This is a genomic window from Clostridium saudiense (assembly GCF_000577815.1).
Lineage (GTDB): Bacteria > Bacillota > Clostridia > Clostridiales > Clostridiaceae > Clostridium > Clostridium saudiense.
This window is the reverse complement of the sequence record NZ_CBYM010000009.1, coordinates 67122-82494: the sequence shown is the minus strand read 5'-3', so window position 1 is coordinate 82494 and position 15373 is coordinate 67122. Positions and strand designations below refer to the sequence as shown.

Here is a 15373-nt window from a genome sequence, read left to right as displayed (position 1 = left end):
CAAAAATAAAAGAATCAACAGCTTATTTAGCTGCTGATTCTTTTATTTTTATGTTTTTTGGTAAATTAGATTTAATTTGTCTTAATAAGCTTTTTGCATCATCACTTACTACGGTACAAATTAATAAATCAAATTTAGTAGTTACCTTTAATTCATAAAGATTTTCTTTACCTTTTTTTGATTTTTCTAAAACAACACTTTGTATTTCATTTAATTCAGCATAATTATTTTTTACTACAACGCAATCATTATAAATACCAAAAGTTGTGCAAGAAAGATGAATACAAGCAAATACAACTATATTAACTGCAACTAAGGCTATTAAATAGTAAGGTGATATATTATTTGCTATAGAGTATATTGCAAAAATAATACTAATAATAGCAAAAATAATTGAAGGTAGATAAGTTGTAATTGATGTTGTTTTAAAGCTAAATTTTAAATTGTTTTTATTTTTTAATATCTTTTTATAGTAAATAGAATAAACAACTGTTAAATAGTATACAGGTACTATTGTAAAGATTATTAAAAATATTGTGATCCAAATATTACTCATGGTTAGTCCCCCTAAAATATTTAATTATTACAAAAAAACGTATAAATAATATTTTAAACCAATAAATTTACATAATCAATATTATTATATGTTATAAATTTATGAATGTTTTATGAAATGAAAAAGATAAATATTTTAAGAGATAAATTAAAGTTATAAGTAAAAAATATTTATAACAAAAAAATATTTAAAGATTGAAAAATATATAAAAAGGTAAAATAAATAAATTTAATTTAAAAATAAAAAGACAGAATGTAGTATAAAAGTAGAAAATATAAAAAAAAGGTGCATGGAAAATATTTACAAATAATAATAAGAATAGTATACTAAACACATAGTAGTTCTTAGTTTTAAGTAATTCTTTATTATAAATTCTAACTACTAAATTTAAAGATTTTATAATGTATAAAGCTAAAGGGGTGATGCTTCTCAATGTCGTTATTAGAAGATGTTCAGTTCATGAACAAATATGATAGGGAGGGGGCTTGCGGAAAAATTAAAAACAGGCTTTTAATTAGTAATAAAATCAAGCCTTATAACGGGTGGAAAAAGGAGATGATCCGATTTATCTAATATACTTAGAAAGGAGGATAGACTTTTTTTATAATCATAAAGTAGATTTCGATTTTAATAAATAATTAAATAATGTATATATTAAGGAGCTACTTAAAAATAGCTCCTTTTATTTTTAAGTTTAAAAAGGTGGAAAGAATAAAAATGGAATATATTACTGCAATAGTTAAGAAAGTAAGACCTTTTGTAAGCATTTTAATTTTCTTTGGCGTATTTACAGTTGTGTTTATGCTTGTATCAGGAACTATAAAATATACTTTGCCATTTATTATTGGAATAATTGCAGCATCAATCTTAGAAAAGCCAACGGAAGCTCTTATTAAGAAGTTTAATATGCGAGGTGAAATAGCAGCGATTATTTCCACATTAGTTTTTTATGCTATTACAGTTACATTATTGGTGGTTGGGATTGTTTATTTTAGTTCTGAAATTAAGGATTTAGCTACAGATGGATATGAATATATTTATGATAATGGTTCTAAAATAGGAAATTTAGTTCAAAATTCACTATCAACATTTGAAAATATTGATGAGTCAGTTTTAGATACCTTAAGAAGTAATATTAATAAATTAATTTCAGATGCATCAAATTATATTTTAGAGCTTAGTGGAAGTGTAGTTAATTATATAATCAACATAATATCAGCACTACCTTATATTGTTTCGGTAATAATATTTGCTATATTATCAAGTTTTGTGTTTTTAAAGAAGTTTATCCAAAAGAGTTATTCACAAAATAAAGAAAATAAAATCAAAGAAGAAAGTGAATACGATAAATATATTAAAATAATCCTTGAAATTAAGGATGTTGTATTTAAGTATATTGGAACATATTCAATTTTAGTTTTTTGTACATTTATAATTACTTTTATAGGTTTTAGTATTTTAAAAATTCCATATACTTTACTGCTTAGTTTTATGTGTATGATTTTAGATTTGTTACCTATAGTAGGTATGATATTGGTCTTTTTACCTCTTATGGCTATTTACTTTTTTAGTGGTAAATATATAACTGTTATCTTCTTAATTATTTTATTTTCAGTAATAATGATAACTAGAAATATATTAGAGCCTAAATTATTATCAGCATCATTAGAATTATCACAATTAAGCGTATTAATTGCTATATTTGTTGGTTTAAATGCTGGTGGATTTAAAGGTATGATATATCTGATAGCATTATTTATTGGGTTTAATTTTTATAAGAAGTATGCAAATTTTGAGGGAAATTTTATAGAATGTAAAGATAAAATTAAAAATGAAGAACAGTAATAAAGTTGTAATGTTTTATTATAAAACAACTCTTCTAAGAATCATTATAGGTAGTAATATTAACTAATTTAAAGTTGGATTGAAAATTTTAATTTAGTTAATTTAAATTAATTGATATTCTAAGTCATAGATTTAGTTAGTATTAGTGTATGTTGTATATGGTATGCTAATTAAAACTATAAAGGAAAAAATTTAGATTAAATTAATTTTAAAAATAATTATGTAGTATATTATTTATTCAATATTACTATATATATAGTAGTATATAGATGAATTAATAATAAAGATTTATTTTAGTATTTGAAATTTAACTGTAGTAATTAATTATAAAAAGCAATAGTTTAGAACGAAAAAGATTTTAGGAAATATAGTTATACTGTAAGTCAAAATAAGAAGGTTAAGAAAGGAATACAGGGGGGAGTTGCTTTGGTTAAAATTTTAGTTGCTGATGATGAAGTTAAATATGGTGAGAAATTGCAATACAGTGTTGAAAAGGATATATTTTTAAAAGAGTGGATGCTAGGAAAAGTACAAAGTTGCGATTTAAAAAGGAAAATTAATAAGTTTGGTATAATATATACTAAATCTATGGCTTTAATTGTTATTAAGCCTTTAATAAGAAATGAATCATCTGATAAGATTGGTATTGAAACTGAAAGATTGAGTTTTGCAATTAGTAGTGTTGTTAAAGAAATAATGGGTAAATTTAAGGGGTTAAATATATTTGTTGATTCTAAAGACCAAGTGGTTGTTTTATGTGATGTAAATCCTATTAAGGAATGGCATTCGGTTGTAAATAACATTGAAAATGCAATTAATGCTAAATTAAATATTAATGTAGTTATTTGTGCATCATTTTTAAGAGAAGATCCTGTTCAAGTAAACATAGTATATAAATCTTTATGCAATAGATTAATAGACAAGAGTAAGAGACCAGATATGCTAATAGAGGTGCAAAAATATATTAATAGACATTATTTTAAAGAAGATTTGTCTATAGCCGAAATAGCAAATAAGATGGAAGTAAGTCAGACTTATTTAATAAGGCTCTTTAAGAGAAATTTGAAAATGACATTTGTTGAGTATTTAACAAATGTAAGAATAAAAAATGCTATAATTTTAATGAGGGATCCAACATTAACTTTAAGTGAAATTGCTGAATTAGTTGGCTATAACACACAACATTATTTTAACAATGTTTTTAGGAGACATGTTGGTATTTCACCTCAAGAGTATAGATTAGGTATAAGTAAAGAAAATAGATTATAATATAATTTAAATAATAAATAATGGAAAATAAAAATTTATAATGGATAATGGAAAAAGCAATTATGGTAAAACTATTACTATAGTTGCTTTTTATTTTGAAATAAATATCCAATAAATATATAAATGATAAATATAAAAAATTACTAATAATAACCATGAATTTTGTAAATACTAAATTTATTATCTTTATAGAGGTGAAATTATGGTTAAATGGAGAAACTTTTATTTAATGAAGATTTATGATTCTAAAAATAAATATATAGGAGTTGTAGATGATATTTCTATAGATTTTTATAATGGAGTTGTAAAGGGGTTTACAATTTCACCAGCATCTATATTTAAAAAACATACATATGTTTCTGTGGATTCAATTATTTCAGTTGATGAAATTATGAAAATTAAAAATACAAGTAGATTTGAAGGATTAAAGTTTAAGGAAATAAAATATATGGATATAATAAATAAAGAAAAGAAGCTTCTTGGAGTTCTTGAAGATTTAATTATAGATGAAAAAACTTTTGAAATAAAAGGTATGATTATAAGTTCAGGAATATTTGATAAAATGTTCAAGGGAAAGGAAGTTATAACTTTAAAACATTGTTCGCTTTGTGATGAGTATATTTTATATAATGGTAATTCAACTGTTAAGTTAAAGACTTTACCTCATAATTTAGGAGGAAATAAGGATGTTCAAAAAGTATAAAGGGTTAATTATAAAGTTAATAATTTTCATAATTATTGCTATTAGTATAGTAATGATATACGCTTTTGTTGAACCAATAAGGGCAGTTACTAATTTACTAATAATTTCAATAGTAATTGCTTATACACTAAAACCTTTAAGAAATTACTTTTGTGAAAAGCTCCATATTTCTTATAAAAAAAGTTCACTTTTAATTATATTATTACTTTTATTATCATTTGTAGGATTGATATATTGTATAGTTCCAACTATGTTAAATGAAAGCGGAAATTTTGGAGTTATGCTTGATAGTATTGAAGAATATATTTTAAGCTTAGCAGCAAGGTTTAAATTAGATAGGTTACCAATATTTGAAACAATTTATATACAAATTGGTGAAAAGATTAATATGATACTTAGCAATACATCTACTCATTTAGTAGATAATTTAATAGATATGGGAGAAAATTTAGTTACTCTTGCTATAGTACCTATTACAACTTATTATTTTTTAGCGGATTCAAAGCTTATTTATAATAAGCTATTATTAGTTCTTCCAACTGACAAAAGGGTAATAGTAAAAAATATAAATAAAAATATTGATAAAATATTAAGTAGATATATTTTAAGTCAATTATTGTTATGTTTAATAATAGGAGTTTTATCTTTCATTTTATTATTGATACTTAGAGTTAAGTTTCCTTTAGTTTTATCAATTATTAATGCAGTTGCTAATATTATTCCTTATTTTGGACCAATAATAGGGGGTGTACCTATTATATTTATAGCACTTACAGGGTCAGTTACTAAAGGAATAATTGCAGCTATTGGTGTTATTTTAATACAACAAGTTGAAGGTAATTTTTTGGCACCTAAGATTACTGGTGATAGCACTAATATGCATCCAATTATAATAATTATTTTGTTAGTTTTAGGTGATAAGATTGGAGGAGTAATTGGAATGGTATTAATAGTTCCAATTGCAGTAATAATAAAGGTAATTTATGACGATATAGACTATTACTTATTTTAAGTGTAAGACTGTTTATTGACATAAATGAATAAATGAAATATAATTTTGTCATAAATTAATAGCATAAAGCGATGAAAAGAATGAGTAAATATGATGTAAATATTAAGAGAGGAAGTGGGTGGTGAAAACTTCTTATTTAGCATATTGAAGCTATCTTGGAGCTTATTTTACTTTAAGTGATGTATTATTTTTATACATAATTAGGGTGGTACCGCGGAAATTATAAGTTTTCGTCCCTTTGTTTTTAGGGATGGAGACTTTTTTTATTAGTTGGATTCCTAAGAAACAAAAATTTGATTTAAGTTATTAATTAAATTACTAATAGAAAAAATGGAGGTAGTAAGAATCATGAAATTCATGGGAGCAAATGAATTAAGAGAAAGCTTTATTAGCTTTTTTGAATCTAAAGAACATTTAAGAATGGAGAGTTTTCCATTAGTACCTAAAAACGATAATAGTTTATTATTAATAAATGCAGGTATGGCACCACTTAAGCCATATTTCACAGGTATACAAAAACCACCAAAAACTAGAGTTACAACTTGTCAAAAGTGTATTAGAACTGGTGATATAGAAAACGTAGGAAAGACTTCAAGACATGGTACTTTCTTTGAAATGTTAGGTAACTTTTCATTTGGAGATTATTTTAAAAATGAAATTATTCCATGGTCATGGGAATATGTAACACAAGTTTTAAAATTACCTAAAGATAAATTATATGTAACAATTTATTTAGAAGATGATGAAGCATATGAAATTTGGACTACAAAAACAGATATAGATCCAAATAGAATATTTAGATTAGGTAAGGATGATAACTTCTGGGAAGTTGGAACAGTTGGTCCATGTGGTCCTTGTACAGAAATCCACTTTGATAGAGGTGTTGATGTAGCTCCTGTAACAAACGTAGATGATTTTGTTGCTGCATCTGATGCAGATAGAATAGTTGAATTCTGGAACTTAGTATTTATTCAATTTGATAAACAAGAAGATGGAAGCTATGCTCCATTAAAGAATAAAAACATTGATACAGGTATGGGACTTGAAAGAATTGCAACTATAATGCAAGGTGTTGATAACATATTTGAAATTGATACAGTTAAGAATATCTTAAATAAGGTATCTTCTTTATCGGGTGTAGAATATGGAAAAGATGCAAATTCAGATGTTTCATTAAGAATAGTAACAGACCATGTTAAAGCTGTAACTATGCTTATATCTGATGGAGTTCAACCAAGTAATGAAGGTAGAGGATATGTTTTAAGAAGACTTTTAAGAAGAGCTGCAAGACATGGTAGATTACTTGGAATAAAGGGATTATTCTTAAAGGATGTTGTAGAAGCTGTTGTTGAAAACTATGGTGGAAATTATCCAATATTAGTTGAAAATAAAGATTATATAACAAAGATAATCACTTTAGAAGAAGAAAGATTTAATGAAACTATTGATAGTGGAATGAACATCTTAAATGGATATATTAAAGAGTTAGAAGAAGCTAAATCTACAGTACTTTCTGGAGAAAAAGCATTTAAATTATATGATACTTATGGATTCCCATTAGAATTAACAGAAGAAATTCTTGAAGAAAAGAATATGACTGTTGACCACGAAGAATTTAAGAAGGAAATGGAAGCTCAAAGAGAAAGAGCTAGAAGTGCAAGAGGAGAAACTTCTTACATGGGAGCTGATGAAAACCCAATTAATAAAGTTAAAGCTGAAGTTGAAACTGAATTTGTTGGATATACAACTACAGAAGGAACTGGAAAAGTTGTAGTTCTTGCAACTGATGAAGCATTTGTAGAAGAATTAAATGAAGGAACTAAAGGTTATATCTTAACTGATAAGACTCCATTCTATGCTGAAATGGGTGGTCAAATTGGTGATACAGGTATAATAACTGGAGCTAATGGTTCTGCATATGTTTATAATACTAAGAAAAATGTTGGTGGTAAGACAATTCACTATGTTGAAGTTAAAAATGGAAGCATTAAAATAAATGAAGAAGTTACATTAACTGTTGATAAAGTGAGAAGAGCTTGCGTTTGTAAGAATCATACAGCAACTCATATGTTACAAGCTGCATTAAAAGAAGTTGTTGGAGCTCACGTTCACCAAGCAGGATCTTTTGTTGATAATGAAAGATTAAGATTTGACTTTACTCACTTCCAAGCTATGACAGCTGAAGAAATTCAAAAGGTTGAAGATTTAGTAAATGATAAAATAATGGAAGTTGATACTGTAGAAACTAAGCTTATGACAATTGAAGAAGCTAAAGAATCAGGAGCAACTGCACTTTTTGATGAAAAATACGGAGATAAGGTAAGAGTAGTTGCAGCTGGAGAGTTCTCTAAGGAACTTTGTGGTGGTACTCACGTATCTAACGTTGGAGAAATTGGATTATTTAAAATAGTTTCTGAAACAGGTGTAGCTGCTGGTATCAGAAGAATAGAAGCTTTAACAGGTAGAGCTGCTATAAAATATATGGAAGAAAAGCAAAGATTATTAAAGGAAGCTTGTGCAGCACTTAAATGTACTGAAAAAGATGTTTTAAAGAAAATATCTACTCAAGGTGCAGAAATTAAGGAAAAAGATAAGGAAATTGCAGAGCTTAAATCAAAACTTACAAGTGGAGCTTTAGATGATATCTTAAACAGTGCAAAAGATATTAACGGTGTTAAGACTATAGCTTATGGACTTGAAGGTGTTGATGGTAATGCATTAAGAGACTTAGCTGATAAGATAAGAAGCAAGATGGGTTCAGGAGTTGTTGTTTTAGTAAGTAACTTAGGTGATAAAGTTAACTTAATTACTATGGCAACTAAGGATGTATTAGATAAAGGAATACATTGTGGAAAGATAATTAAAGAAGTTGCAACTATTGTTGGCGGAGGCGGTGGTGGAAGACCAGATATGGCTCAAGCCGGTGGTAAAAAGCCAGAAAATATCCCTCAAGCTATAGAAGCAGCATTCCAAACAGTAGAAAATTTAGTAAAATAGTTAGTTGAAATAGTATACAATTATGTAAATTTAGGTTATAATATAGTTAGATAAAGTAATTAGTTAATATTTCAAATGATTAAAAATAAATAAAATACTTTCGTAAGGGGGTGAAGCTGCAAGTGTGCAGCCACGATATGGAAAATAATCTTGATAGAACAATGCAATTTGACTTAAACATTAACAAAGAGGATTTAACTAAATCAATTTTAAATGATGTATATACAGCATTGAAAGAAAAGGGATATAACCCAATAAACCAATTGGTAGGATATCTGATTTCAGGGGACCCTTCTTACATTACTAGTTATAACGGAGCAAGAGCTTTACTTAGAAAACTTGAAAGAGATGAAATACTTGAAGAGGTAATAAAATCTTATCTAGATATTAAATAAAAGGTGCCCGTTAACCGGGCACCTTTTGTTTATAAAAAAATTTAAAGTGTTATAAGTAAATAAAAGCTAGAAAAATAATTGGATAAAAGTTATTATAAATAAATACGTTACTTATTAAAAGAAATGCAAAGGAGTTTCTATGAGAATATTAGGACTTGATATGGGTTCAAAAACTATTGGAGTTGCTTTAAGTGATCCATTAGGATGGACAGCACAAGGTATAACAACTATTAGAAGAAGCAAAAAGGAACAAGATTTAGAAGAAGTTCATAAGATATGTAAGGAATACGGCGTTGAAACAATAGTAGTTGGATTACCTAAAAATATGAATGGAACTATTGGTGAAGCTGGAGAAAAGGCTTTAGAATTTTCAGAATTACTTAAAGAAAAAACAGGATTACCTATAGAGATGTGGGATGAAAGATTAACAACGGTTGCGGCACATAGAGCCATGTTAGAAGCCGATCTTTCTAGAAATAAAAGAAAGAAAATTGTTGATAAAATTGCAGCTACATATATATTACAAGGTTATTTAGATCGTATAAGATTAACATCTAAATAAGATAAAAAGTAATAGGTAAATATAAGTAAAAATAGATTTCCCAGGTGTTGGGTGAATTGGTTTTGATATAAAGTTATATAAATATCAAAAATTTTTTAAAAAGTTTTTATTGATAATTATTATTTATTAATTATTACCTTTTACTTAAAATTAACTGTTTGCAGTTTTAGTTTTTTATGTAATAATATAAGAAACAATTATGATGATAAAGAGGAGTTAAAATAATGGAAAAAGATTTAAAGACAATACAATTATTCGATGAAGATGGAAATGAAATAAACTTAAATGTGATAGCATTCTTTGATATGGTTAATCCAGAGACTGAAGAAAAAAGTGAATATGTTATAGTTCAAGAAGTTGGATATGAAGATGAAAATCCTTTTGCTTTAAAGGTAGTTAAAGATGAAGATAATGAAGATATGTTTGAATTAATTGATAACGAAGTTGAGTTAGCAGCTATAGAAGAAGCTTATAACACAATTTTCATGGATGAAGAATAAAAAAAAGAAATGAGGTGTTAAATATGAGCACTGTTAATGTGGATATTGAATTATTAAAAGAAAATTTAAAACAAAAGGGATATAAGTTAACGCCTCAAAGAAGAGCTATTGTTGATATAATCATCGAAAAAGAAGGAGAACACTTAACCGCAGAAGAGATATATGATGAAGTAAAGAAAGTATGTCCTGATATTGGTTTAGCTACAGTGTACAGAACGGTTTCGCTGTTAGAGGAAATAGGTGTTATTTTTAAATTAGATTTAAATGATGGTTGCAGCAGATATGAATTAGTGCATAGTGAAGAACAACATAGACATCATCATTTAGTATGTAATGAGTGTAAGGCTGTATATGAAGTTCAAGATGATCTTCTAGATGAATTAGAAGCAAGAATTGAAGGTACATATGGATTTAAAATTTTAGACCATAGTGTTAAGTTCTTTGGAATTTGTGCTGAATGCTGTAAAAAACATAAGGGTGAAAGTGAAGAGTAGTATTTAAATAGGTATTACTTGTAATTACATAAAAGAGAAAAGAAGGAGGGGACATATGAAGAATGAAAAAGCTAAGGTTAAGATTATACCTTTAGGTGGAGTTAATGAAATTGGGAAAAATTTAACTGCAATTGAATACAAGAATGATATTGTTGTAATTGATTGTGGATTAAAATTCCCTGATGAAGATATGTTCGGAATTGACTTAGTTATACCTGATATAACATACCTTATAAAAAATAAAGAAAAAGTATCTGGGATTTTCTTGACACATGGTCATGAAGATCACATTGGTGCATTACCATATGTATTAAAACAATTAAATGTTCCGGTTTATGGGACAAAATTAACATTAGGAATTGTTGAAACTAAATTAAAGGAGCATGGTTTATTAAGTGCTACTGAACTTGTTAGAGTAAAACCAAGAGATGTAATTAGATTAAACTCTGTTTCTGTTGAATTTATAAAGACAAACCACTCAATTGCAGATTCTGTTGCAATTGCTGTTCATACACCATTAGGAGTAGTGCTTCATACTGGTGACTTTAAGGTGGATTATACACCTATAGATGGAGAACCTATGGATTTTGCAAGATTTGCTGAATTAGGTAAAAAAGGTGTTTTAGCAATGATGGCTGATTCAACTAATGTTGAAAAGCCAGGATATACAAAATCAGAAAAAATTGTTGGAGAAAGTTTAATAAGAATATTTGGAAAAACTAAGGGAAGAATAATTATTGCAACATTTGCTTCTAATATTCATAGAATCCAACAAATAATACAGGCTGCTTCAGTATATGGCAGAAAAGTTGCTGTATCAGGAAGAAGTATGGAAAATATAATGAATGTTGCTATTGAATTAGGATATATTGAGGTTGATGATAATACATTAGTATCAATTGACCAAATTAATAAATATAATAACGATCAAGTTGTTATCATTACTACTGGAAGTCAAGGTGAGCCAATGTCTGCATTGTCTAGAATGGCTGCATCTGAGCACAGAAAGGTAAATATAGTTGAAGGAGATACAATAATTATTTCAGCTACACCTATTCCAGGAAATGAAAAGCTTGTATCAAAAGTTGTAAATCAATTATTTAAAAAGGGAGCAGAAGTTATTTATGATTCTGCAGAAAACATACATGTCTCTGGGCATGCATGTCAAGAAGAATTAAAGCTAATGCAAACTTTAGTAAAACCAAGACATTTTATACCTGTTCATGGTGAATACAGACATTTAAAACAACATGGTGAATTAGCGATTAAATTAGGATTAGATTCTAAAAATGTAGTTATTCCTGAAGTTGGAGATATTATAGAAGTTACTAGAAATGGTATTAAGAAAAATGGAACTGTTATTTCAGGACAAATATTTGTAGATGGCCTTGGAGTTGGAGACGTTGGAAATATAGTATTAAGAGATAGAAAGCATTTATCTCAAGATGGTATATTAACAGTAGTAGTTACTTTATCTAAAGAAACTAAAACTATAGTTGCTGGTCCAGATATTATATCTAGAGGTTTCGTATATGTTAGGGAATCTGAAGGATTAATTGATGAGGCAAGAGAAATAGTTAGAAATACTTTACTTGATTGTGAAGAAAAGAGCATTACTGATTGGGCAACATTAAAGTCCAATGTTAGAGATGAGCTTAGAAGCTATCTTTATGACAAGACAAAGAGAAAACCAATGATTTTACCTATTATAATGGAAATTTAAGTCGTAGTTGACAAGTTGCTGAGAAAATAGTAGAATAATTGATGGATTTGGAAATTGGATACGAGTGTATCCAATTTTCTTTTTGGGTAAAATATTTATAGGTTTACAAAGCTAAAAATCTAAATCTTAAGTACATAGTTGATTATCTTATTTCATTACATAATTTGATATTAATTATTTAGAGATTTAGTAATTTGAACTTTCATTAACTTAGCAAACCAAAAGCGATATGAACTTTGAATGCTTAGTTAAAAAAGAAAGATAAGCCTTTAAAATAAAAGCGATGAATTTAAATTTTATATTTAAGTTCAGAATTAAAGTTAATGGAGGAAATTAAATGGAATTAATAACTAGAGACGACATTAGAAATATAGCTATTATAGCTCACGTTGACCATGGTAAGACAACATTAGTTGATGCCATGTTTAAAGAAAGTCACGTATTTAGATCAAATGAAAAAATGGATGAAAGAGTAATGGACTCTAACGATTTAGAAAAAGAAAGAGGAATTACTATTCTTTCTAAAAACACTGCTGTAATGTACAATGGGACAAAAATCAATATAGTTGATACACCAGGGCATGCTGACTTTGGTGGAGAAGTTGAACGTGTACTTAAAATGGTTGACTCAGTTTTACTTGTTGTTGATTCTTACGAAGGACCAATGCCTCAAACTAAGTTCGTTTTAAAGAAAGCTTTAGAATTAAAATTAAAGCCAATCGTTGTTATAAATAAAATAGATAAACCAAATGCTAGACCAGAAGAAGTTATTGATGAAGTGTTTGACCTATTCTTAGAATTAGGTGCTGATGATGAACAATTAGACTTCCCAATAATTTATGCTTCAGCTAGAGAAGGATTTGCTAGATATAATGTTGAAGATACAAATGATGGTATGGAACCATTATTTAAAACAATAATCGATCATGTTGAACCACCAAAGGGATACATCGATGGACCATTCCAAATGCTTGTTACAACTTTAGATAGTAATGCTTTCGTTGGAAAGATTGCTATAGGTAAGGTACATAGAGGAACAGTTAAAAAGAACCAAAATGTTACTTTAGTAAGACAAGATGGGACAAAATCTAATTACAAAATCACAGCTGTATTTGGATACAATGGATTAAAGAGAGAAGAAGTTGAAGAAGCAGGACTTGGAGATATAATAGCAGTAAGTGGTATTATGGATGCTAATATTGGTGAAACAATTGCAGATGCTTCAAATCCAGAAGCTTTACCATTCGTTGAAATTGATGAACCAACACTTAACATGAACTTCATGGTAAATGATTCACCATTTGCAGGTAAAGAAGGAGAATTCGTTACATCTAGACATTTAAGAGATAGATTAATGAAAGAATTAGAAACTAACGTAAGTTTAAGAGTTAGAGAAATAACTCCAGATTGCTTCGAAGTATCAGGAAGAGGAGAACTTCACTTATCAGTTCTTATAGAAACAATGAGAAGAGAAGGATTTGAATTACAAGTTTCTAAGCCATCTGTTATATTCAAAGAAGAAAATGGTAAGAAGTTAGAACCAATGGAATACTTAACAATAGACGTTCCAGAAGAATTCATGGGTGCTGTTATGGAAAAAATGGGACCAAGAAAAGCTGAAATGGTTAATATGACATCTGCTGTTAATGGATATACAAGATTAGAGTTTATTATTCCTGCTAGAGGGCTTATCGGATTCAGAAATGAATTCATGACAGATACAAAGGGTAATGGTATCATGAACCACGTATTTGAAGGATATGCACCATACAAGGGTGAAATCGAAGCTAGAAGCAGAGGATCAATAGTTTCATTTGAACAAGGTGAAGCAATTGCTTATGGATTATTCAATGCTCAAGAAAGAGGTAGATTATTCATAACTCCAGGTACACCAGTATACCAAGGAATGGTAGTAGGAGAATGTGCTAGAGCTGAAGATTTAGATATCAATGTTTGTAAAGGTAAGAAGTTAACAAATACAAGAGCTTCAGGTTCTGATGATGCTGTTAAATTAGTACCAGTTACAACATTAACTTTAGAGCAATCAATTGAATTCATAGGAAATGATGAATTAGTTGAAGTTACTCCAGAAAGCATAAGAATCAGAAAGAGATACTTAGATGCTGCTGAAAGAAAGAGAATGATAAGCAGAAGCAAAAAATAATTATGTAAATTGTTTAAAATTTGATAGAAAAGTATTATAATAGTGAATAGCTAAGTGTTTTGGCTATTCACTTTTAAATACAGGGGGTATTTATGAAGAAAAGAGTTAAAAATACCAACAAATTAAAAAGAAGAAGAAAAAAGAGAAAAAGAAATTCTAACATAATTATTGGTTTGATATTGATTATTATTTTATTTTTAGGAATTTTTAAATTTACATCTACAATAAATAAACCACTTAAAATTTCTAATGAAGAAGTAGTTTTAGTTGAAGAGGGAGATAGCTTTTATAGTATTGTCTCAAAATTAAAAAGTGAAAATAAAATAAAAAGTCCATTGATTATAAAAATATATGCAAAATTAACTGGGCTAAATTTAGAAGTTGTTCCTGGTAGTCATACATTAGAAAAGGGAATGTCAGTAAAAGAAATTGCAGAAACTTTAAAGGATGCAAGTAACGCAAATGCAATAACTGTTACTATTCCAGAAGGTTTCAATATTGAAGATATTGCTACAAGACTACAAGAGCAGGAAGTATGTACTTCAGATGAATTTTTAAATGCAGTAAAGAGTTATCCATTGCCATCATACGTAAAGGATAATCCAGATAAAAGATATAATTTAGAGGGATTTTTATTTCCAGATACATATAGCTTTGAGATTGGCGTTGAACCACAGTACATAATTGAAACAATGATAAAGAGATTTGAAGAAGTATTTAAAGAAATTACTGCTAGTGATACTATCACTGAAGAGGAAGTTGAAAAAGTAGTTAATGTTGCATCTATTATAGAAAAAGAAGCAAGAGTTGATGAAGATAGACCATTAATTGCATCTGTTATTTATAATAGATTAAAGCAAAATATGCCACTTCAAATTGATGCAACTGTAATTTATGCACATGGATATTATATTGAAAGTGTCAGAAATAGACATTTAGCAATTGAATCAAAGTACAATACATATTTATACAAAGGTTTACCTGTAGGCCCAATATGTAATCCAGGTGTAGAATCACTTAAAGCAGCATTAAATCCTGCAAGTACAGATTATTTATTTTATCTGCTAGCATCTGATGATGAACATTATTTTACAAATAATTATGATGATTTCTTAAAGAAAAAAGAAGAATTAGGATATTAACATATACGGAG

Annotated in this window: 14 protein-coding genes and 1 other annotated feature; of the genes, 13 read left to right on the top strand and 1 reads right to left on the bottom strand. The window is 27.8% G+C overall.

Going from position 1 to position 15373, the window contains the following annotated elements; genetic code table 11:
* Positions 1–22 precede the first annotated feature (22 nt).
* Positions 23–556: a hypothetical protein gene (locus TY07_RS06680; protein WP_042397074.1), complete on the bottom strand. Its 534-nt coding sequence runs from the start codon at positions 554–556 to the stop codon at positions 23–25.
* 432 nt (positions 557–988) lie between these two features.
* On the opposite strand from TY07_RS06680, the gene TY07_RS18030 reads away from it, so the two are divergent.
* The 13 genes from TY07_RS18030 to mltG all read left to right on the top strand — a co-directional run bounded on the left by TY07_RS18030 (position 989) and on the right by mltG (position 15362).
* The gene (locus tag TY07_RS18030; protein WP_156327395.1) at positions 989–1129 is read left to right on the top strand and encodes a hypothetical protein; all 141 of its coding nucleotides are present in this window, start codon (positions 989–991) and stop codon (positions 1127–1129) included.
* A 129-nt stretch (positions 1130–1258) separates the two neighbouring features.
* Positions 1259–2401: a sporulation integral membrane protein YtvI gene (gene ytvI / locus TY07_RS06675; protein WP_172684719.1), complete on the top strand. Its 1143-nt coding sequence runs from the start codon at positions 1259–1261 to the stop codon at positions 2399–2401.
* A 426-nt stretch (positions 2402–2827) separates the two neighbouring features.
* The gene (locus TY07_RS06670) at positions 2828–3670 is read left to right on the top strand and encodes a helix-turn-helix transcriptional regulator (RefSeq protein ID WP_042397069.1); all 843 of its coding nucleotides are present in this window, start codon (positions 2828–2830) and stop codon (positions 3668–3670) included.
* Between the two features lie 202 nt (positions 3671–3872).
* Complete coding sequence (locus tag TY07_RS06665) at positions 3873–4373, top strand: PRC-barrel domain-containing protein (protein WP_042397066.1); 501 nt, start codon at positions 3873–3875, stop codon at positions 4371–4373.
* Positions 4357–5385, top strand: a complete 1029-nt coding sequence (locus tag TY07_RS06660) for an AI-2E family transporter (RefSeq protein ID WP_042397063.1) — start codon at positions 4357–4359, stop codon at positions 5383–5385. Before TY07_RS06665 ends, TY07_RS06660 begins: the two co-directional genes overlap by 17 nt.
* Positions 5386–5447: 62 nt before the next feature.
* Positions 5448–5626: a binding site (T-box leader), on the top strand.
* 107 nt (positions 5627–5733) lie between these two features.
* Entirely contained in the window at positions 5734–8382 is a 2649-nt protein-coding gene (gene alaS / locus TY07_RS06655; protein WP_042397059.1) for an alanine--tRNA ligase, read from the top strand.
* 137 nt (positions 8383–8519) lie between these two features.
* Positions 8520–8777: an IreB family regulatory phosphoprotein gene (locus TY07_RS06650; RefSeq protein WP_042397057.1), complete on the top strand. Its 258-nt coding sequence runs from the start codon at positions 8520–8522 to the stop codon at positions 8775–8777.
* 139 nt (positions 8778–8916) lie between these two features.
* Complete coding sequence (gene ruvX, locus TY07_RS06645) at positions 8917–9339, top strand: Holliday junction resolvase RuvX (protein WP_042397054.1); 423 nt, start codon at positions 8917–8919, stop codon at positions 9337–9339.
* Positions 9340–9563: 224 nt separating this feature from the next.
* On the top strand, positions 9564–9839 hold the full coding sequence (locus TY07_RS06640; protein WP_042397050.1) for a DUF1292 domain-containing protein: 276 nt from the start codon (positions 9564–9566) through the stop codon (positions 9837–9839).
* Positions 9840–9862: 23 nt separating this feature from the next.
* Positions 9863–10333, top strand: a complete 471-nt coding sequence (locus TY07_RS06635; protein ID WP_042397047.1) for a Fur family transcriptional regulator — start codon at positions 9863–9865, stop codon at positions 10331–10333.
* A gap of 55 nt (positions 10334–10388) precedes the next feature.
* Positions 10389–12056: a ribonuclease J gene (locus TY07_RS06630; RefSeq protein WP_042397044.1), complete on the top strand. Its 1668-nt coding sequence runs from the start codon at positions 10389–10391 to the stop codon at positions 12054–12056.
* Between the two features lie 337 nt (positions 12057–12393).
* Positions 12394–14220 (top strand): translational GTPase TypA, encoded by a 1827-nt coding sequence (typA, locus tag TY07_RS06625; protein WP_042397041.1) that lies wholly within the window; start codon positions 12394–12396, stop codon positions 14218–14220.
* A 92-nt stretch (positions 14221–14312) separates the two neighbouring features.
* Complete coding sequence (gene mltG / locus TY07_RS06620; protein ID WP_052330631.1) at positions 14313–15362, top strand: endolytic transglycosylase MltG; 1050 nt, start codon at positions 14313–14315, stop codon at positions 15360–15362.
* Positions 15363–15373: the final 11 nt, after the last annotated feature.